This is a genomic window from Streptomyces sp. KM273126, from assembly GCF_004337435.2.
In the GTDB taxonomy this organism is placed as follows: Bacteria; Actinomycetota; Actinomycetes; order Streptomycetales; family Streptomycetaceae; genus Streptomyces; species Streptomyces acidicola.
Genome location: NZ_SJXB02000002.1, coordinates 1,108,525 through 1,126,087, shown reverse-complemented (window position 1 = coordinate 1,126,087; position 17,563 = coordinate 1,108,525). Strand labels below are relative to the sequence as shown.

17 protein-coding genes are annotated in these 17,563 nt (G+C 71.0%); 5 read left to right on the top strand and 12 right to left on the bottom strand.

Going from position 1 to position 17,563, the window contains the following annotated elements; translation table 11 throughout:
* Positions 1-22 precede the first annotated feature (22 nt).
* Complete coding sequence (locus E0500_RS35505) at positions 23-1,495, bottom strand: PLP-dependent aminotransferase family protein (RefSeq protein ID WP_181587342.1); 1,473 nt, start codon at positions 1,493-1,495, stop codon at positions 23-25.
* On the opposite strand from E0500_RS35505, the gene E0500_RS35500 reads away from it, so the two are divergent.
* Both E0500_RS35500 and E0500_RS35495 read left to right on the top strand, forming a co-directional pair.
* Positions 1,494-2,429: a DMT family transporter gene (locus tag E0500_RS35500; protein WP_131567685.1), complete on the top strand. Its 936-nt coding sequence runs from the start codon at positions 1,494-1,496 to the stop codon at positions 2,427-2,429. The two genes, E0500_RS35505 and E0500_RS35500, sit on opposite strands and share 2 nt — an antisense overlap.
* Positions 2,430-2,526: 97 nt before the next feature.
* The gene (locus E0500_RS35495; protein WP_131567686.1) at positions 2,527-2,727 is read left to right on the top strand and encodes a DUF1918 domain-containing protein; all 201 of its coding nucleotides are present in this window, start codon (positions 2,527-2,529) and stop codon (positions 2,725-2,727) included.
* 94 nt (positions 2,728-2,821) lie between these two features.
* On the opposite strand, the gene E0500_RS35490 is transcribed toward E0500_RS35495, so the two are convergent.
* Entirely contained in the window at positions 2,822-4,072 is a 1,251-nt protein-coding gene (locus E0500_RS35490) for a glycoside hydrolase family 10 protein (protein WP_399121040.1), read from the bottom strand.
* Between the two features lie 224 nt (positions 4,073-4,296).
* Here E0500_RS35490 and E0500_RS35485 point away from each other — a divergent pair, with 224 nt between their 5' ends.
* Both E0500_RS35485 and E0500_RS35480 read left to right on the top strand, forming a co-directional pair.
* A complete protein-coding gene (locus E0500_RS35485; protein WP_131567688.1) occupies positions 4,297-5,169 on the top strand; it encodes a 3-hydroxybutyryl-CoA dehydrogenase in 873 nt (290 codons plus the stop codon).
* 276 nt (positions 5,170-5,445) lie between these two features.
* Positions 5,446-5,703, top strand: coding sequence for a hypothetical protein (locus E0500_RS35480; protein ID WP_131567691.1), 258 nt, complete (start codon positions 5,446-5,448; stop codon positions 5,701-5,703).
* A 21-nt stretch (positions 5,704-5,724) separates the two neighbouring features.
* Here E0500_RS35480 and E0500_RS35475 read toward each other — a convergent pair whose 3' ends face one another.
* From E0500_RS35475 to infC, 9 genes are all read right to left on the bottom strand, one after another.
* A complete protein-coding gene (locus E0500_RS35475) occupies positions 5,725-6,270 on the bottom strand; it encodes an NUDIX domain-containing protein (protein ID WP_131567693.1) in 546 nt (181 codons plus the stop codon).
* 176 nt (positions 6,271-6,446) lie between these two features.
* Positions 6,447-7,787 (bottom strand): transcriptional regulator, encoded by a 1,341-nt coding sequence (locus E0500_RS35470; protein ID WP_131567695.1) that lies wholly within the window; start codon positions 7,785-7,787, stop codon positions 6,447-6,449.
* A gap of 563 nt (positions 7,788-8,350) precedes the next feature.
* Complete coding sequence (pheT, locus tag E0500_RS35465) at positions 8,351-10,894, bottom strand: phenylalanine--tRNA ligase subunit beta (RefSeq protein ID WP_131567698.1); 2,544 nt, start codon at positions 10,892-10,894, stop codon at positions 8,351-8,353.
* Positions 10,894-12,039, bottom strand: a complete 1,146-nt coding sequence (gene pheS, locus E0500_RS35460; RefSeq protein WP_131567701.1) for a phenylalanine--tRNA ligase subunit alpha — start codon at positions 12,037-12,039, stop codon at positions 10,894-10,896. The genes pheT and pheS overlap by 1 nt, the downstream gene beginning before the upstream one ends.
* A 146-nt stretch (positions 12,040-12,185) precedes the next feature.
* Entirely contained in the window at positions 12,186-13,331 is a 1,146-nt protein-coding gene (locus E0500_RS35455) for an ATP-binding protein (protein WP_131567703.1), read from the bottom strand.
* A 92-nt stretch (positions 13,332-13,423) separates the two neighbouring features.
* Positions 13,424-14,239 (bottom strand): RNA methyltransferase, encoded by an 816-nt coding sequence (locus E0500_RS35450; RefSeq protein ID WP_309505274.1) that lies wholly within the window; start codon positions 14,237-14,239, stop codon positions 13,424-13,426.
* 246 nt (positions 14,240-14,485) lie between these two features.
* On the bottom strand, positions 14,486-14,869 hold the full coding sequence (gene rplT / locus E0500_RS35445; RefSeq protein ID WP_004002577.1) for a 50S ribosomal protein L20: 384 nt from the start codon (positions 14,867-14,869) through the stop codon (positions 14,486-14,488).
* Positions 14,870-14,983: 114 nt separating this feature from the next.
* On the bottom strand, positions 14,984-15,178 hold the full coding sequence (rpmI, locus tag E0500_RS35440; protein ID WP_003989075.1) for a 50S ribosomal protein L35: 195 nt from the start codon (positions 15,176-15,178) through the stop codon (positions 14,984-14,986).
* A 132-nt stretch (positions 15,179-15,310) separates the two neighbouring features.
* Positions 15,311-16,012, bottom strand: a complete 702-nt coding sequence (gene infC / locus E0500_RS35435) for a translation initiation factor IF-3 (protein WP_181587340.1) — start codon at positions 16,010-16,012, stop codon at positions 15,311-15,313.
* A gap of 341 nt (positions 16,013-16,353) precedes the next feature.
* Between infC and E0500_RS35430 the strand changes: the two genes are divergently transcribed.
* Entirely contained in the window at positions 16,354-16,785 is a 432-nt protein-coding gene (locus tag E0500_RS35430; RefSeq protein ID WP_398639530.1) for a DUF1844 domain-containing protein, read from the top strand.
* Between the two features lie 30 nt (positions 16,786-16,815).
* Here the strand turns inward: E0500_RS35430 and E0500_RS35425 are convergent, their stop codons facing one another.
* Positions 16,816-17,547, bottom strand: coding sequence for an SseB family protein (locus E0500_RS35425; RefSeq protein ID WP_131567708.1), 732 nt, complete (start codon positions 17,545-17,547; stop codon positions 16,816-16,818).
* Between the last annotated feature and the right edge of the window lie 16 nt (positions 17,548-17,563).

Genomic DNA, 17,563 nt, shown 5'->3' with positions numbered 1-17,563 from the left:
TCTCCGCGCATCCCCGCGCACGTCACCTGTGCGCCCTCGACCCCTCCTCCGCCACCCTCAGCCTCCGCACCCCCTCGGCGATCTCCCCCACCCCCGCGACGCCCGCGAAGCTCAACCGCACGTGCGCCGCCGGGGGCTCGGCACTGAAATAGGGGCGCCCGGGAATGATGGCGACGCCTGCCCGGAGGGCCGCGGTGACCAGGGCGGACTCTCCCTCAGAGCCGAAAGCCTGGGAGGTGCCCCCAGTGCCGTCGGGCAGGCGGAGCCACAGGTGGTAGCCGCCGGAGGGGATGTGCGGCAGCGAGTACGCGGGGAGTTCCAGACGCAGGGCGGACGTCATCGCGTCCCGGCGGCGCCTCAGCTCCGTCGACACCGCCCTCAGATGCCTCAGCCACGCCGGGGAACCCACGAGTTCCAGGGCCGCCTCCTGGAGGGGGCGCGGCACGAAGAAGGTGTCGACGACCTGGATGGCGCGCAGCCGCTCCAGCACGGGACCACGGGCCGCGAGGGCGCCCACCCGGAAGCTGGGCGAGGTCGCCTTGGTGAGCGAGCAGACGTGGACGACCACACCGTCGGGGTCCTCCGCCGCCAGCGGACGTGGCAGCGGCCCCGCGTCCTCGTGCACGAGCCGCCGTACGAAGTCGTCCTCGACCACGAACGCGCCCGCCTCGCGCGCGATCCGCAGCACCTCTCCCCGCCGCTCGGCCGAGAGCAGGGCACCCGTCGGGTTCTGGAACAGCGGCTGGCAGACGAACACCCGCGCACCGGTCGCCCGGAACGCGTCCGCGAGCAGCGCCGGCTTCACTCCGTCCGCGTCCACGGGGACCGGGACGGGCCGCAGCCCGGCCGCCCGCGCGATCGCCAGCATGCCGGGGTACGTGGGCGACTCGACGAGCACCGGGGCGCCCGGCGGCGCGAGGGCGCGCAGCGCGGTGGTCAGCGCGGACTGGCCGCCTGCCGTGACGAGCACCTCGGCCGCGGTGACGGCGCCCCCGATGCTCCGCGCGAACCACTCCCGCAGCTCGGGGACCCCCTCCACGGGCGGCCGTGCCCACACCCCAGGACGGCGCCCCGCCCGCGACAGGGCCGCGCCCATCGCCTGCTCGGGCTGCAACGACGGGTGCAGATAGCCGCCGTTGAACTCGATCACGCCCGGTGGCGGGGCCGCGAGCGAGGCCAGTACCCCGGAGGCGTCCACGGTCCGCGGCACCAGATCGGCGGCGCCGTCCGCGCTCAGCGTGACCTCCTGCCAGGAGGTGTCCCCGGCGGGCGCGGGGGCCGTACGGGACACGGCGCGGAAGGCACCCGCGCCGGGGCGGGTGACCACCAGTCCCTCGGCCGCCAGCTGCGCCAAGGCACGCGAGACGGTCACCGGGCTGACCCGGAAACGTTCGACCAGGGCACGACTCGACGGCAGCTTTCCACCCGGAGAGTAGCGGTCGAGCTCCTGCCGCAGCCGGTTCACCAGCTCACCCACGCTGCTACGCTCATACATGAGAGCTCACGATAGCGCTACTGCCGCCACCTCGATAGCGGTCAGCGCTCCACTCGGAAGTGCCCCAAGGGAGAGCGCCGGTGCCGTCGGCATCCTCATGGCGGCTCTCGGTGTCATCGCCTTCTCCCTCACCTTCCCCGCCACCGCATGGGGACTGGAAGGCTTCGGCCCGTGGTCGCTGGTGGCCGTGCGCACCGTCCTCGCCGCCGTGCTCGCGGGCGGCTGTCTGCTGGCACTGCGGGTCCCGCTGCCCGGTCGCCGGCACTGGGCGGGACTGGCGGTCGTCGCCGCCGGAGTCGTCCTGGGCTTCCCGCTCCTGAGCACCCTCGCCCTGCGGACGTCGACCACCGCGCACGCGGCTGTCGTCGTCGGCCTCCTCCCGCTGACGACCGCGCTGTTCTCCGCCCTGCGCATGGGCACCCGCCCCTCCCGGACCTTCTGGGCGGCGGCCCTCGCGGGCGCGGCCGCCGTGGTCGCGTTCACCGTGACGCAGAGCGGCGGCGCTCTCACGGCGGCCGATCTGCACCTGTTCGGAGCACTGCTGGTGTGCGCGGCCGGCTACACCGAGGGAGGCAGGTTGGCCCGGGAGATGCCCGGCTGGCAGGTGATCGGCTGGGCGCTGGTCCTGTGTCTGCCGCTCACCGTGCCGGGTGCGCTGGTGGCGCTGTCGTACGAGCCGGTCCAGCTGACCGCGCACAGCGTCACCGGGCTGCTGTGGGTCGCCGCGGGCTCCCAGTTCCTCGGTCTGGTGGTCTGGTACCGGGGCATGGCCGCGATCGGCATCCCGAAGGCGAGCCAGTTGCAGCTGGCACAGCCTCTGCTCACACTGGTGTGGTCGGTGCTGCTGCTGGGTGAGCAGCTCACTCCCGCGGCGCCCGTGACGGCAGCGGCCGTCCTGGTCTGCATCGCGGTCACGCAGCGAGCACGTGGCTGAACCGCACGACCGCGGTGTCCGTGCCGGTCCCATCCGGTGCCATCCGCCATAGACTGCGAATACGGACCACTCCTGTGCGAACGAGGAGGCCCTCCAGATGCGTGCAGACGTAGGCGACATCCTGCTCGTGCACGGCCGGATCGTCGGGCAGCACGACAGGACCGCGATGATCGTCGAAGTCCTGGGACCGAACGGCACTCCCCCGTTCCGGGTCCGTTTCGAGGACGACGGGCACGAGGCCCTGATGTCACCCGGACCGGACGCGGTCGTCCGCCACCGCGGGGAGCCCGCACACTAGCCCAGGTCTCCGCCCACCGGCCGTCGGCACCCGGCGCGCCGCCGAAGACGGTTGCCCGGGTGCCCGTGAGGCGCTCCCGCGGGGGCACGGTGCGTCAGCTCGGCGGATTCACCCGCCGCTTGTAGTGGTCGGCGACCACACGTGCCATCGCGCCGATCCTGTCCTCCCTGACCTCCTTGGCCGAGAAGAACACGTGCCCGCGCACCTGCGGGTGGTCACGGGCGAAGGTGAGGTGCCGGGACAGTTCACCGGGCTTCTGCCAGGCCGCGGGCTGTGCCGGGTCCCCGGCCTTGTACAGCGCCTCCCCCACGTACAGCCGCGTCCCGCTGCCCTTGGCGACCTTCGCCCACCAGGGGAGCAGCTTGGCGTAGTCGGCGGCGGTGAAGCCGATGTTCCAGTACAGCTGTGGGCAGACGTAGTCGATCCAGTGCTTGCGGACCCACTTACGGGTGTCCGCGTACAGGTCGTCGTACGTCTGCACCCCGGCCTTGGTGTCGGAGCCGAGCGGGTCGGTGGACGCGTTGCGCCACACGCCGAAGGGGCTGATGCCGAACTGGGTGCCGGGCCGGATCTGCTTGATCTTCGCCGCTGTCTCCCGCACCAGCTTGTCGATGTTGTCGCGCCGCCAGGCGGCCCGGTTCGGGAAGCCGCCGCCGTGCTCGTCGTACGCCGCCTTGTCGTCGAAGGTCTGGCCCGCGACCGGGTACGGGTAGAAGTAGTCGTCCCAGTGCACGGCGTCGATCGGGTACCGGCGCAGCGCGTCGAGCATGGCCTTCTGGACGAAGGCACGCACCGCCGGGATGCCCGGGTTGTAGTAGAGCTTGCCGCCGTAGGCGACGACCCAGTCCGGGTGCTTGCGGGCGGGGTGCGAGGCGACGAGCTTCTTCGGGTCGTCGTGGGCCGCGACCCGGTACGGGTTGAACCAGCCGTGCAGTTCCAGCCCGCGCGCGTGGGCCTCCTTGACCGCCGTGCCCAGCGGGTCCCAGCCGGGGTCCTTGCCCTGGGTGCCGGTGAGGTACTGCGACCAGGGCTCGTACGGGGACGGCCAGAGCGCGTCGGCCGCGGGGCGGACCTGGAAGATCACCGCGTTGAGGCGGCGCTTCACGGCGGTGTCGAGATGCGCGATGAGTTCGGCGCGCTGCTGTTTGGCCGTCAGGCCGGGGCGGGAGGGCCAGTCGCGGTTGGCCATGGACGCCACCCACATGCCGCGCAGCTCGGTGGCGGGCGCCCCGCGCCGGGCCTCGTCGCCGCTGTCGTCGTACTTTCTCGTGACCCCCCAGGCGGCCGCGCCTCCGGCCGCGACCAGCCCGCCGAGCATCGCCCCGGAGAACAGCCGCCGCGACATCCGACTCATTCCCATGCCTCCCTGTGCTGTGTGGTTCCGCTCGCCTCCGGGGCGCCGGAGCCTGTGCCGGGACCGCGACCGTACTCGGCGAGCCGTGTCCGAAAAGCCTGCCATGTTCCACCCGCAATACTGATCAGTAGCCGCCGAAGGTAACGTGCGGGTTTGGCACAAGCCCTGCTCCTCGGGTTTGCTGCGATGATCCGCATGCTGGCGAAAGGGACGATGTGACCGACAGTTGGGTAGATATCGCGCGAGTCGGAGTCGTGGGCTGCGGCCAGATGGGTGCGGGCATCGCCGAGGTGTGCGCCCGCGCGGGGCTGGACGTGAAGGTCGCCGAGACCACCGGCGAGGCCTTGGAGATCGGCCGTACCCGGCTGTTCAACTCCCTGTCCAAGGCAGCCGAGCGAGGCAAGATCACCGAGGAGGAGCTGGCGGCGACGCAGGCGCGGCTCGGCTTCACCACCGACCTCGGCGAGTTCGCGGACCGCGACCTGGTGATCGAGGCCGTCGTCGAGAACGAGCAGGTGAAGACCGAGATCTTCCAGGTGCTCGACCAGGTGGTGACCCGTCCGGACGCGATCCTCGCCTCCAACACCTCGTCCATCCCGCTGGTGAAGCTGGCCGTCGCCACCGCACGGCCCGACCAGGTCATCGGCATCCACTTCTTCAACCCGGCGCCCGTGCAGCAGCTGGTCGAGCTGATCCCGGCGCTCACCACCTCCGAGGGCACCCTGAGCCGGGCCCAGCTCTTCACCGAGAAGGTGCTGGGCAAGCACGCGATCCGCGCCCAGGACCGGTCCGGCTTCGTGGTCAACGCGCTGCTGATCCCGTACCTGCTCTCCGCGATCCGGATGTTCGAGTCGGGCATCGCCAGCCGCGAGGACATCGACAACGGCATGGAGATGGGCTGCGCCCACCCGATGGGCCCGCTGAAGCTGTCCGACCTGATCGGCCTGGACACGGTGGCCTCGGTGGCCCACTCGATGTACGAGGAGTACAAGGAGCCGCTGTACGCCGCTCCCCCGCTGCTCCAGCGCATGGTCGACGCGGGCCGGCTCGGCCGGAAGTCGGGGTCGGGCTTCTACACCTACGCGTGAGGACGCGTCAGCCTGATCTCCGGGCCAGATACCCCGGCCTGACCTCTCGGCCCGACCTCTCGGCCTGATGTCAGGTCAACATGATTACTTTCCGTAGAACTTGAGATCTCCGTGGGCCCGGCACCGAGGACAGGTGCCGGGCCCACCGATTTCACACACCGTGTGCGCGCCGGGCACGCATATGCCCTTCGCACACGCTCCCCACGCGCCCACCAGGCGAGTTGACTGCTCGTGCGCGCGCAAGTGATGAGACGACTACAGAAAGGAGTGGAAGTCGTGGCCACCGACCCCGAACATCCCGTGGTCCACGGTGAACTCGCAGAGTTACGCCGCCGCCTCGACGTGGCGCATGCCCGCGTGGAGGGAGGGATCACCCTGCTCAGTCACCAAACCGAGCAGACCGCCAAGGAGGTCGACGACCTGAGCGCACGGATCGTCGCCCTGGAGCACACCCGCTGGCCGCTGCCCGCGGTGGCGGCGCTCACGGCCACGGGCGCGCTCGTCGTGACGATCTGGCAGGCTGTCGGCCGCTGACTCGCCGGACGCCGTGGGGGATCAGGGCAAGGCGTCCTGTCCGAGCCTCAGATGATGCAGGAGGAGCAGCGCGGCCGCCATGTTGGCGGCCGGGACCTCGCCGCGGGCGACCATGTCGGGAACGAGCTTGAGGGGAACCCACTCCCGGCGGTCGGACTCGAAGTCGTCCACGGGGTGGCCGACATAGGTGCCCTCGTCGGCCCAGTAGATGTGGTGCCGGGCGTCGGTGAGCCCGTTGGAGGGCTCGACGCTCATCAGGTGACGCAGAGGTCCCGGCCGCCAGCCGGTCTCCTCCTCCAGTTCACGGGCCGCGGCCTCGGCGATGTCCTCGCCGTCCTCGACCACGCCCGCGGCGAGCTCCCATCCCCAGCTGTCGGTGATGAAGCGGTGCCGCCACAGCAGCAGCACCTCGCTCGCCTCGTTCACCACCGTCGCCACGGCCACGGGCCGCAGCCGGATCAGGAAGTGATCGAGGTGCCGCCCGTCCGGCAGCTCCACATCTGCGAGATTGACGCTGAACCAGCGATTTTCATAGACAGTTTGTTCGTTCTGTTTCGTCCACTGCACGGTTCTGCCACCTTCCGCCGAGTAAGTGGCAATATCGCAGCAGGAGAAGCCTGACAGCAGGCGTACGGTGAGCGCATGGCGGCCTGCTCACGGCACAGCGGAGCGCGCGCCGTGTTCGCGTACGTTCCGGGCTCGGGCGCGCCGAGGGCTCGGTCTTCCTCGGTACGGCCTCCACGCTAGAGCGGTACGCGCAGTGCCCCGTCGATGAGTTCGGCGGCCTCCGCCGTGCCCGCGCGGCCACTGCGCGCCAGGTGCTCGCGCACCGCCCGCAGTCTGTCGCGCAGCCGCTGTGACTCCATCCCTCTCGCCGTCTCGGCCATTTCGACGGCGGTCGCCACCGCCTTGTCGGCGTTGCCCTGCCGCAGCTCGATCTGGCTGAGCATGGCGAGCCGGTGGACGCGCCCCCGGTCGTGCGCCGGCGTGCCCACCGCGGCGGTGGCGTGCTCGGCGGCGGCCGTCAGGTCGCCGAGGCTGAGCAGGGCCTCCGCCACCTGTACGTTGACCAGGCCGGGCTGGACATAGCCGGTCTCGGCCGGCTCGTACCCGCGCCGGATGCGCTCGGCGGCCTGCTCGGCACGCCGGATGCAGGACAGCGCGCTCGTGCCGTCGCCGAGGTGCGCGTACGCCTTGGCCTGCATCGCGTACAGGTCCGAGGCGAGCGCCGGGGTGATGTGCTTGCCCGCGGCGCGCAGCGCGGCCTCCGCGAAGGCGACCGCCTGCCGGTACTCCTTCATGAACAGCGCCTGGTTCACGAGCAGCGCTATCACATACGCGCCGAGCCCCCGGTCCCCGCTGGCCTTCGCGAGCCGCAGCGCCTGGTGGAAGTAGCGCTGGGCGAGCCCATGGGCGTCGGAGTCGTATGCGCAGATACCCGCGACGGCCACCAACCCGCCCGTGGCACGGTGGAGTTGACGCCCCGTGGCATCGGTGTAGCTGCCCCGCAGCAGTGGCGCGGCCTCGGCGTTGAGGAAGCCGACGATGCGGGTGCGCGTCGCTATGCCGCCCGCCTTGCGGTACATCTGCTCGTAGTGGGTGCGGGCCGCGCGCAGCATCTCGATGTCGGCCATGCTGACCTGCTGCCGGCCGCCGCGCGAGACGTCCACGTCCTCGGGCGGGTTCTCCCACTCCCACACGGGCATCACAGCGGGGGTTCCGGTGACGGCCGGGGCGCCGAGGATGTGCGGGCGCTGCTGTTCGTCGGAGCGCCACAGCGCGGTAGCACGCTCCACGAAGCCGGAGAGCGACGAACTGTGGGAACTGACCGGCTCTCCGGGGATGCCGAGGCCGATGTCGTCGAGGGTGACAGTGCGGTGCAGCCGGGCGGCGAGCACCTCGCAGATCAGGTCGGGCACCTGTCCGCGCGGGCGCTGGCCCTTCAACCACCGTGCCACCGCGGTGTGTTCGTACCTGAGTGCGAGACCGCGTGCCCGCCCTGCCTGGTTCACGTGTGCGGCGAGGCCCGCGTGGGAGACCCCGGCCTCGTCGAGGATCGAGTCGAGCAGCGTGTTGGGCTGCATGGGTGCCCTCCGGTGGCTCGGTACCGGCCGCTCAGCAGCGTAACGCTTTCCCGTTCACACGGGGTGTGAAGCGAGTGCTCGCATCCGGGCTGTGTGCGCGCTGTCGCGGAGAGTTTCGGACTGGTTGACTGAAATGCCTCGTAAGAGGCCGACCGGGCCGCCGGCTCCCCCCTCATACAGTGCGGTGGCCCGTATCGACGCCGTCCGCCCAGCTGCCTGCCCGAACTCCGTGGCGGGGCGGACGGCGTGCCGGCGTGGGCGCTCCGGTGGACACATCGGGTGACTGCATGTGAGGGCGCGCATCTCGCCGTCGCGCCGGATCTCCAGCAGGCGTACCGTCACGAACTCCTGGCGGCGGGGCTGTTGGAGTCCGGTCCCACGATGGTCCGCTCGCGCAGGTGCCGGGCGAGCGCTCGCTCCAACCGCCGTGGAAGGGCGCACAGGAGCGGCCCGTCAGGGGCGCGGGACAGTGCCACATGCGGCTCCGCCGCGGGTGCGCGACCAGTCACGACACACCCGCGGCCGACAAACGACCCGCAGTCCCCCGGCACTGCCCGCGTCGCTCACCCCCTGAGCACGGCTCCCGTTCGCTCGCCCGCGAGGGCAACCGCAGCGTCACGGGCCGCGGATGCCTCGTCCACGGTCAGCGTCCGATCCCCGGCCCTGAAGCGGAGCGCATAAGCCAGGGACTTCCGCCCCTGGCCGAGCTGCTCGGCGTTCTTGTAGACGTCGAACAGCCGGATGGACTCCAGCAGTTCACCGGCGCCCTCGTGCAGTGCGGCCTCGACCTCAGCCGCGGGCACGGACTCGTCGACGACCAGGGCGACGTCCTGCGTGGCGACCGGGAACGTGGAGATGCCCGGCGCCTGCGGGGTGCCGTCGCCCGCCAGCTCCAGGGCGTCCAGGTCGAGCTCCATCGCCGAGGTGCGCGCGGGCAGGCCCAGGGCCTTCACCACGCGCGGGTGCAGTTCGCCCGCGTGACCGACGACCCGCTCGGTGCCGTCGACGGTGATCACCAGCTCGGCGCAGCGACCGGGGTGCCACGGCCCGTACTGGCCCTTGCGGACGATCAGCTCGGCGCCGGTCTCCCGGGCGACGGTCCGGGCGGCCTCGACCGCGTCGGCCCAGTCGGCCGGACGGCCCTTGCCCCACCAGCCGGCCTGCTCGCGGGCGCCCGCGAGGACGGCGGCGACGTGGCGCGGCTGCTCGGGCAGCGCGGCACCCAGCGACGCGATCTCCTCGTCGGTCGGGCGCCGGTCGACGGGCAGCGCCGCGGCGACGTGCTGCTCCGCGCGCGGGAGGAAGACCAGGCCGGTCTCGAACAGGGCCAGGTCGTGCGAGCCCCGCCCGTCGTTGCGCCGCAGCGCGCCGAGCAGGCCCGGCAGCAGCGAGGTGCGCAGCGCCGGCTCCTCGTCGTTCAGCGGGTTGACGAGCTTGACGACGCGGCGGGCCGGGTCGGCGGCGTCCAGGCCGAGCTGGTCGAAGACCTGCTCGCTGATGAACGGGTAGTTCGGCGCCTCGACGTACCCGGCACCGGCCAGGGCCCGGCCGACGCGACGGTGCAGCCGCTGCCGGTGGGTCAGCCCGCGGCCCGAGGGCAGCCTGGGCAGCGTGGAGGGGAGGTTCTCATAGCCCTCCAGGCGGATGACCTCTTCGGCCAGGTCGTTCGGGTCGGTGAGGTCGGGCCGCCAGGACGGCACGGTGACGATCAGCTCGTCCTGCCCGTACACGTCGCAGCCGACGTCCTGGAGGCGGCGTACGACGGTCTCGCGGCCGTAGGCGACGCCCGCGACCTTGTCCGGGTGATCGGCCGGGATCGTGATCGTGCGCGGCGCGGACGGCGCGACGACCTCGGTGACACCGGCGTCCGCGGTGCCGCCCGCGAGCAGCACCAGCAGGTCGACCGTGCGCTGGGCGGCGGCGGCCGCGGCCAGCGGGTCGACGCCGCGCTCGAAGCGACGGGACGCCTCGGAGGACAGCTTGTGGCGTCGGGCGGTGCGGGCGATCGAGACCTGGTCGAAGTGGGCGGCCTCGATGACGACCTCGGTGGAGGCGTTCTCCACATCCTCGTGGTCGGCGATCTCGGTGTTGGCGCCGCCCATGACGCCCGCGAGCCCGATGGGGCCGCGCTCGTCGGTGATCACCAGGTCCTCGGCGTGCAGGGTGCGTACGACGCCGTCGAGGGTGGTGAGCTTCTCGCCCTCCTCGGCCCGGCGCACGCCGATCGTGCCCTGGACCAGGGTGCGGTCGTAGGCGTGCAGCGGCTGACCGAGCTCCATCATCACGTAGTTGGTGATGTCGACGGCGAGCGAGATCGGGCGCATGCCGACCTTCTGCAGACGGCGCTTCAGCCAGATCGGGGAGCGTGCCTCCGGGTCGAGTCCGGTGACGGTTCGGGCGGTGAAGCGGCCGCAGCCAGCGAGGTCGGAGACCTCGACGGGGTAGCCGAACGCGTTCGGTCCCGGCACGTCGAGCAGCGCCGGGTCGCGCAGCGGCAGACCGTAGGCGGTGGCGGTCTCACGGGCGACACCGCGGATGGAGAGGCAGTAGCCGCGGTCGGGGGTGACGGCGATGTCGAGGACCTCGTCGACCAGTTCGAGGAGCTCGACGGCGTCCCTGCCGACCTCGGTCTCCGGCGGCAGCACGATGATGCCCTTGGTGCCGTCGTCGCCCATGCCGAGCTCGTCACTGGAGCAGATCATGCCGTGCGAGTTCCGGCCGTACGTCTTGCGGGCGGAGATCGCGAAGCCGCCGGGCAGCACGGCGCCCGGGAGGACCACGACGACCTTGTCGCCGACGGCGAAGTTGCGGGCGCCGCAGACGATCTCCTGGGGCTCACCGGTGCCTCCCCCAGAGCCGAAAGCCTGGGAGGTGCCCCCAGCGGTCCCGACGTCGACGGTGCAGAAGCGGATCGGCTTCTTGAAGCCCTCCAGCTCCTCGATGGTCAGCACCTGACCGACGACGAGCGGGCCCTTGAGATCGGCGCCGAGCTGTTCGACGGTCTCGACCTCCAGACCGGCCGAAATGAGCTTGGCCTGGACGTCACGGCCGGTTTCGGTCGCCGGCAGGTCGACGTACTCCCGCAGCCAGGAAAGCGGGACCCGCATCAGATCTCCATCCCGAACGGCCGGGTGAACCGGATGTCACCCTCGACCATGTCTCGCATGTCTTCGACGTTGTGGCGGAACATCAGGATTCGTTCGATACCGAACCCGAAGGCGAATCCGCTGTACTTCTGGGGGTCGACGCCGCAGGCGGTGAGCACCCGGGGGTTGACCATGCCGCAGCCGCCGAGCTCGATCCAGCCCTCGCTGGAGCAGGTGCGGCAGGGCCGGTCCGGGTTGCCGACGGACTCGCCCTTGCAGACGTAGCACAACATGTCCATCTCGGCGGACGGCTCGGTGAACGGGAAGAAGTTCGGCCGCAGCCGCGTCTTCATGCCCTCGCCGAACAGCGACTGGACCATGTGGTCGAGGGTGCCCTTGAGGTCCGCCATGGTCAGGCCCTCGTCCACGGCCAGCAGCTCGACCTGGTTGAAGACGGGGGTGTGCGTGGCGTCCAGCTCGTCGGTGCGGTACACACGGCCGGGGCAGATCACGTAGACCGGCAGCTCCCGGTCCAGCAGGGAGCGGATCTGCACGGGCGAGGTGTGGGTGCGCAGCACGACGCCCGACTCGGCGGGGCCGGACCCCGCGGCGGAGCCGCTATGGGGTGCAGTCTGCACGAAGAAGGTGTCGGCCTCGCCGCGGGCCGGGTGGTCGGGCCCGATGTTCAGCGCATCGAAGTTGAACCATTCGGCCTCGATCTCGGGGCCCTCGGCGACCTCGTAGCCCATGGCCACGAAGATGTCCTCGATGCGCTCGGACAGCGTGGTCAGCGGGTGGCGGGCGCCGGCCGGTACCCGGTCGTACGGCAGCGTGACGTCCACCGCCTCCTCGACCAGCACACGGGCGTCCCGCTCGGCCTCCAGCTCGACCTGGCGGCCGGCGAGGCCCTTGTTGACGGCTCCGCGGGCCTGGCCGACCAGCTTGCCGGCGGCGGCCTTGGCCTGCGGGGGCAGGGCGCCGATCTCGCGGTTGGCGAGGGCCAGCGGGGAGGTGCCGCCGGTGTGGGCGACCTTGGCCTCCTGGAGCGCGTCGAGGGAGCCCGCGGCGGCGAAGGCGGCGAGCGCCTCGTCCCGCATGCGCTCGATCTCTTCCGGTTTCAACGCCTCGACCTCGACAGGGTCGTACGACTTATTCGGTGCCGACATCTCTTCCCGTGCTTCCGATTGGCTGGCTGATGTGCCCCGTCTTCGACCTGGAGACGATTCGTCTCTGGTAGTGGACGCAAAGGTGCCAAAGGCCGAGTCTAACGGGGTTGAGGTGTGTGAATGCGCCCGTGGGGCCTCGGTCGGCGTTACTGCAGATACGCCGGAGTGCCCACGGGCAGCGTAAATCGGAACTCGGCGCCGCCGCCGGGGGCCCGGCCGACCGTGATGGTGCCGCCGTGGGCTTCCACGATGCCCTTGACGATGTAGAGCCCGAGGCCTGTGCCACCGCGCTTGCTGCCCCGCCAGAAGCGGGTGAAGACGCGGTTCATGGACTCCTCCGGGATGCCGGGGCCCTCGTCGCTCACTGTGACCGACGTAGCTGTGTTCTCGCCGTCTTCCCCTTCCCGGGGGGACGCCGAGGGCTGGACGTCAATCGTGACGGTTCCCTCGCCGTGGCGCACCGCATTTTCCAGCAGGTTGCTGAGCACCTGGTCGATCTTGTCGGGGTCGGCCCAGAGGTCGGGCAGCGGCTGCTGGATGCGCAGCAGGAACCGGTCGGCGGGCTGACCTGCGGCGACGTATGCCTGGATGTGCCGTCCGACGGCTGCACCGATGTCGACGGGCTGGCGGCGCACTTCGAGCCGACCGGAGTCGATGCGCGAGATGTCGAGGAGTTCGGCGATGAGCCGCGTCACGCGATTGGCATCGGCGTCGACGGTCTCCAGCATCAGCTTCTTCTGGTCGTCCGTGAACCGTTCCCACTTGGCGAGCAAGGTGGCGGTGAAGCCTTTGACGGAGGTGAGCGGCGAGCGCAGTTCATGGGCCACTGTGGCGATCAGCTCGGCGTGGCTGCGCTCGGTGCGGCGCCGGGCCTCGGTGTCACGGAGCGAGACGACGACGCGGCGGACGGGCCCGGTGGGTTCGGTACGGACATAGCGTGCCGAGACGAGCACTTCCCGGCCCCCGGGCAGCAACAGGTTCCGCTCGGGCTGCCCGACCCTGATGGCGAGCCCGCCGTACGGATCGGTCAGCTGCCACCACCGGCGGCCCTCCAGGTCCTCTAACGGAAGGACCACCTCAAGGCGGCGTCCGATGGCGTCATCGGCGGGGACGGCGGTGATCCGGGCGGCAGCGGCGTTGAAGCAGACGACACGGCCCTGCTCGTCGGCGACGACGAGTCCGTCCGGGAGGTCGTCGGGGTCGATGCCGAGCTCGGCGGGTTCACCGTGCCGGGCCGCGGCCTTGGCGCGCACGTCCCGCGCACCCGGTGCCCTGCTCGTGCCGACACTCATCCCCGAACCCCACCTCTCGTCTTGCATGGGGGTCCCCCCTGCTTCGAGCGCAGCCGAGAGCCCGGGGAGAGGGCCCCGAGCCCGCCACCCTACTAGCCGAGCGTGACGGAACGGCACCCGCCGGAGGCGCGCTGTGCACGGGCGGACGCGTAGAGACATACGGCGGCGGCGGTCGCGAGGTTCAGGCTTTCGGCCTTTCCGTGGATGGGAACGCGCACGACGGCGTCGGCCAGCGCACGCGTCTCCACGGGAAGCCCCCACGCCTCGTTGCCGAACACCCAGGCGGTGGGCCCGCCCATCGTCCCCTTGTCCAGTTCGTCGTCGAGGTCGTCGTCCCCTGCCCCGTCAGCGGCGAGAACACGCACACCGACACCCTTGAGCCCCGCCACGGCCTCCTCGACGGGCACGCCGACGGCGACGGGCAGATGGAAGAGGGAGCCCACCGAGGCCCGCACGGCCTTGGGGTTGTAGAGATCGACGGACGCGTCGGTGAGGACGACCGCCTCGGCCCCGGCCGCGTCGGCGCATCGCAGTACGGTGCCGGCGTTTCCGGGGTCCCGTACGTGCGCGAGGACGGCGACGAGCTTGGGGCGGGCCTTGAGCACGTCCTCGAAGGGCGTGTCGAGGAACCGGCACACCCCCACCAGCCCCTGCGGGGTCACCGTGGTGGAAATGTCGGCGATCACGTCCTCGGACGCGAGGTGCACCCGGGCTCCGGCTGTGCGGGCCTCTCCCACGATGTCGGCGTAGCGCTCCGCGGCCTCGACGGTGACGAACACCTCGACGAGCGCGGGCGTCCCCTCGACCCGGTGTCCGGCCGCCTCCCGCACGGCCTGCGGCCCCTCCGCGAGGAACAGCCGCTCCTTGCCTCGGAAGTTCCGCTTGGCGAGCCGCCGAGCGGCGGACACACGAGCGGAGCGCGGGGAGATCAGCTCGGGGGCGGGGGCATGGGGGCACCTTTGGGAGTCCGTACGGGTGGGAGTTGCAGAGGGCGTGGTGCGGATGACGTCGACGGTCCCGGTCCGGTACGCGAGCTCGTTCGCCCCCGCGGAGGAAAGCGTGCCCGGACGCACTCGGACCCGCAGGCGGTGAATGGCCTGCGGGTCCGGGTCACGTCACTTACGCGGCCGAAGCCGGCGCAGCGTTACGCAGCGTCACGCAGCCTTCGGCGCGTTGACGTCGCTCGGCAGAGCCTTCTGCGCGACCTCGACGAGCGCGGCGAACGCGCCCGCGTCGTTGACGGCCAGCTCGGCCAGGATCTTGCGGTCGACCTCGACGTTCGCGGCCTTCAGACCCTGGATGAAGCGGTTGTACGTGATGCCGTTGGCGCGGGCAGCAGCGTTGATGCGCTGGATCCAGAGCTGACGGAAGTCGCCCTTGCGCTTCTTGCGGTCGTTGTAGTTGTAGACCAGCGAGTGGGTGACCTGCTCCTTGGCCTTGCGGTACAGGCGCGAACGCTGACCGCGGTAGCCGGAGGCCTGCTCCAGGATCGCCCGGCGCTTCTTGTGGGCGTTGACTGCCCGCTTGACGCGTGCCACTTCTCTAACTCCTTGTAGCGGGGCCGCGGTGGTCCTCACGCGGCCCGGAAACGAATGGGTCCCGGTCTCTCGGTGGCGGGCGCCGAACGCCGTCAGGCGTCAGGCGCACCCGCATCACTTGCCGAGAAGCTTCTTGATCTTCTTGGCGTCGCCCGGGGCCATCTCGGCGTTGCCGGTGAGGCGACGCGTCACGCGGGACGACTTGTGTTCGAGCAGGTGGCGCTTGCCGGCGCGCTCACGGAGCACCTTGCCCGAGCCGGTGACCTTGAAGCGCTTGCTGGAACCGCTGTGCGACTTGTTCTTCGGCATAGCGCCGTTCTCTCCTCGTCATGGCGCTCCGGTGCCCGGTCGTGAAACCGGGCACGGTGGAACGTCCTGTCTATCGGTTGACATCCCTGGACGGTCGGCCCAGGGAATCCCTGGGACTCACATCCCGGGGAATCACGCCTCTGCAGGCTCCTCGGCAGGTACCTCGGCATCGGAGGCGTTCTGCGAGCGGCCTGGGTTGGCCTTCGCTTCCGCCTTGCGGGCCGCCTGCGCCTCACGGGCCTCGGCCATCGCCTCGGTCTTCTTCTTGTGCGGACCGAGAACCATGATCATGTTCCGGCCGTCCTGCTTCGGGTTCGACTCGACGAAACCGAGGTCCTGGACGTCCTCCGCGAGCCGCTGCAGCAGTCGGTAGCCCAACTCGGGCCGGGACTGCTCGCGACCACGGAACATGATCGTGATTTTGACCTTGTCGCCCTGCTTGAGGAACCGGACGACGTGACCCTTCTTGGTGTCGTAGTCGTGCGGGTCGATCTTCGGCCGGAGCTTCATCTCCTTGATGACCGTGTGCGCCTGGTTCTTGCGCGCCTCACGGGCCTTCATGGCCGACTCGTACTTGAACTTCCCGTAGTCCATGAGCTTGCACACGGGCGGACGGGCGTTCGCCGCGACCTCGACCAGGTCCAGGTCGTACTCCTGCGCAAGCTCCAGTGCCTTCGCGAGCGGCACGATGCCGACCTGCTCGCCACTGGGACCGACAAGTCGCACCTCGGGAACGCGAATCCGGTCGTTGATGCGGGGCTCGGCGCTGATGGATCCTCCTCGGTAGCACCCCACGACGGTCTGGCGGACCGCCGCGTATGTCTGGATTGACATAGGGACCAACCATCGCGGCGCATGAAAAATGCCCCGGACGGGACACAGGCGGGGCTCCAGACTGCCGGGGAGCACCGCCGCAGTGAACCGCGGGGCGCACTTCGGGCGACTCCACCGTCCGTACGGAACGGTGGTGGCCGCCTGACCGGTGACCTGCCGTCCCGGAGGAGGGTCAGGTGGGAGTTCGGAGCCTCCACTTGCGGGCCGGGCACACTGACTTCGTCTTGGCGTGTCCGACCGGTCGTCACACAAGGCTAGCAGCTACCGGAGGCCGTTGCGAACCGGCGTGCGGGCGCCTCCCGCGCACGGACGCCGCGGTGGCCGGGCCTATCGTGTGGGACATGAGTGACACCTCCCCCTCGGGCCCCTCGGGCTCGGCCGACACCTCCGGCTCCGCAGATCCGACCGGCTCGGCAGACTCTCCCGGCTTCGCCTCGGATCCCGACTTCGACAGCATGACCCGCGACATCGCGGAGGTCCCGGCGGTCGAGGTGATCGTAACGGTCGCGGTGAACCTGATGAGCGCCGCCGCCGTGAAGCTCGGTCTCACCGAGGAGGGCGACAAGTACAAGGACCTGGACGAGGCCCGCAAGCTGGTGCACGCCCTCGCCGGGCTCCTCGACGCGTCCGCGACCGAGATCAGCTCCTTCCACGCGGCTCCGCTGCGCGACGGCCTGAAGTCGCTCCAGCTGGCGTTCCGCGAGGCATCGCTGGTCCCGGACGAGCCGGGGCAGGGCCCGGGCGAGAAGTACACGGGCCCGGTCTACGGCTGACGCACCCGCCCGGCGGGATCCGCGGCTGATTCACGGACGTACGTACAAGGGCTCGCCCGGTGGTGTGGTCCCGGCCGGCAGCAGTGCCAGGTCGAGGCCGCGCACCAGGCGGGCCCTCAGTGTCTCGTCGGCGGCGAGGCGCTGCGCGACGGCCCGCGCGGCCTCGGCCGGGGGCGCGGACGGGTCCAGGACGAGGGCGAGGGAACCGTCGGCCGGCCCCGGCCCGAGGTGGGCGCGCAGTACGGCGGGCTCGGCGGCCACGGCTTCGCGTACGGCCTCGACGACGGCCGGGTCGGCGAGCGGATCCGTCGTGGTCCGGCCCTCGGCGAGCGCGAGCAGCGCGGGCCCGGTCAGCTCGTACGGCACCGGCCCGGCCAGGTCCAGCACGATCGTGTCGGCCTTCTCGTGGGCGGCGGCCTGGAGGGCCTGATGCAGGGGTACGGCGACGGGGCGGGCGGCGGGGTCCCAGCGGGCCAGGGCGTCGGTGGAGGTGAAGGCGGGCAGGGCGGTGCGGTTTCCGGCCTTCAGGGTCGGTACGGCCATGTCACTGCTCTTCTCGCGGCGCAGCCCGTTCTCGTCTTCCTCCACCTCGCCGAGCACGGCCACGACGGGGACCAGCAGCCGGGCGCCCCTGAGGGCCTCCAGGACGGGCCCCACGGCCGTACGGTCCTCGGCCCAGGCCGCGAGCGCCGCACTCAGCCGAGGGTCGGCGGAGCCGTCGTCGTCGGAGAAACCGGGGTCGGGAATGTTCTTGTTCGCCACGGTCACCGACCCTATC

Bases quoted from the DNA above. Each gene is read 5' to 3' on its own strand.
- E0500_RS35490 (WP_399121040.1), bottom strand. From the start codon at position 4,072: ATGTCGCGGCGGCTGTTCTCCGGGGCGATGCTCGGCGGGCTGGTCGCG.
- E0500_RS35500 (WP_131567685.1), top strand. From the start codon at position 1,494: ATGAGAGCTCACGATAGCGCTACTGCCGCCACCTCGATAGCGGTCAGC.
- E0500_RS35455 (WP_131567703.1), bottom strand. From the start codon at position 13,331: ATGAGTGTCGGCACGAGCAGGGCACCGGGTGCGCGGGACGTGCGCGCC.
- rpmI (WP_003989075.1), bottom strand. From the start codon at position 15,178: ATGCCGAAGAACAAGTCGCACAGCGGTTCCAGCAAGCGCTTCAAGGTC.
- pheS (WP_131567701.1), bottom strand. From the start codon at position 12,039: ATGTCGGCACCGAATAAGTCGTACGACCCTGTCGAGGTCGAGGCGTTG.
- E0500_RS35470 (WP_131567695.1), bottom strand. From the start codon at position 7,787: ATGCAGCCCAACACGCTGCTCGACTCGATCCTCGACGAGGCCGGGGTC.
- E0500_RS35495 (WP_131567686.1), top strand. From the start codon at position 2,527: ATGCGTGCAGACGTAGGCGACATCCTGCTCGTGCACGGCCGGATCGTC.
- pheT (WP_131567698.1), bottom strand. From the start codon at position 10,894: ATGCGGGTCCCGCTTTCCTGGCTGCGGGAGTACGTCGACCTGCCGGCG.
- infC (WP_181587340.1), bottom strand. From the start codon at position 16,012: ATGTCAATCCAGACATACGCGGCGGTCCGCCAGACCGTCGTGGGGTGC.
- E0500_RS35505 (WP_181587342.1), bottom strand. From the start codon at position 1,495: ATGTATGAGCGTAGCAGCGTGGGTGAGCTGGTGAACCGGCTGCGGCAG.
- E0500_RS35430 (WP_398639530.1), top strand. From the start codon at position 16,354: ATGAGTGACACCTCCCCCTCGGGCCCCTCGGGCTCGGCCGACACCTCC.